This is a genomic window from Pseudomonas sp. SDT291_1_S447 (assembly GCF_054070155.1).
Genome location: NZ_JBSVXS010000259.1, coordinates 1 through 1354, shown reverse-complemented (window position 1 = coordinate 1354; position 1354 = coordinate 1). Strand labels below are relative to the sequence as shown.

Sequence of the window (1354 nt, the reverse complement as noted above, 5' to 3'; positions counted from 1 at the left end):
CCAAAACCTTCCTTGAAAACCCCGGGCCTGTTGGCGGGTGAGATGCTGTCATGACCATTGAAATCGTAAAACGTGAGCCTCAGGTTGCTATCGTTCCACTCAATGCCATCGACATCCAGGACGTTGCCAGCAGCGCAGCAACCTTCGATGCCTGGCTGCAATCAGCCACGGATGGCGTGGTCACGCTTGATCGCATCAAGAACTACGCCGGCTTCTTGCCGGTGGTGGGCAACATCATGGCGCTGGTCGATGCGCTGGGTGACATCGTCACCTTGTCCAACGCCAAGCAGCGCGACTTGCTCGCGTGGGCCAGCCTGGGCATCAACCTGATCGGCGTATTGCCGTTGCCGCCGGCAATGGCCGCTGCGCGCATGACCCTGCGCCCGACGCTGTTTCTGGTACGCCAGGAGATGAAGGCCAGCAGCAAATTGTTGCTCAGCACCTCCGTGATCGAGGTGCTGGTCGGGCACCTGAACGCTTCTATTGTCGGCACGCTGGATGATTTTGTTGAACAGGCCAAAGGCAAATTGCCCGGCATCCTGGCGGACGCTGGCAAGCTCGGCGAAGACGTCATCAACGAGATTGCCAAAGGCATCGAAGCGGTGGCTTTCGGCAATCTGGATGCCAACGGTGATCTGAATGCGGCCAGCGCACAGGCAAGCGCTGCAGTCGATCAATTCAAGAATGATCCGCTGGCCTCATTCAGCAATGTGTTCGGGGCTGCCGCGAGTGCTTATAAAGCGGCTGGCAAGGGCCTGGCCAACAGCGTGGCACAAAATCTGGTGCCCGATGACTTCAAAAAAACCGTCTCCGACGAAACCAAAAAACTGCGCGCAATGGGCCCGGAGCTGCGCACTCAGTTGAGCAAGCTCGATGATGAATCGGTGCAGAACTCCATCGGCTGGTTGCTGTTTATCCTCTCCAGTGCCGTGACACTGTGGCGCAAGCGCAATGCTCATGGCCAGAGCACCGCAGTCCATCCAGACAAGACCGGTCAGGCAAAGCACACGGCGTCCGATGGTCAATTGGGATCCAGTGGTCAACAGGCTCCTGCGAAAGGCGCGCCCGAGCCGAAGAAAAACGGCGCCTGCACGGGCACATGCAACAGCATCAGTTTTGCCTTGGGTTCTGAAAGACTCAGTCATACTGATTTCAGCTTGCCGGGGCCTTTCCCTGTCGAGTGGACGCGCATATACAACTCACGCCTCGACGCCTACGATCACAGCGAACTCGGCGCTCGCTGGATTTCTGAGTTCACCACACGCTTTGACTGCGTTGACGATGGCCTGATGTTCTATGGCGCCGATGGCCGCGATCACAGCTATCCGTTGCCTAAGGTCGGCCTGTTCCACTA

General features: G+C 57.9%; 1 protein-coding gene. It reads left to right on the top strand.

What is annotated here, in order from left to right; genetic code table 11:
* Positions 1-50: 50 nt before the first annotated feature.
* On the top strand, positions 51-1354 hold a 1304-nt coding region (locus ACW9IR_RS29360), incomplete at its 3' end, for a DUF6531 domain-containing protein (protein ID WP_457466100.1).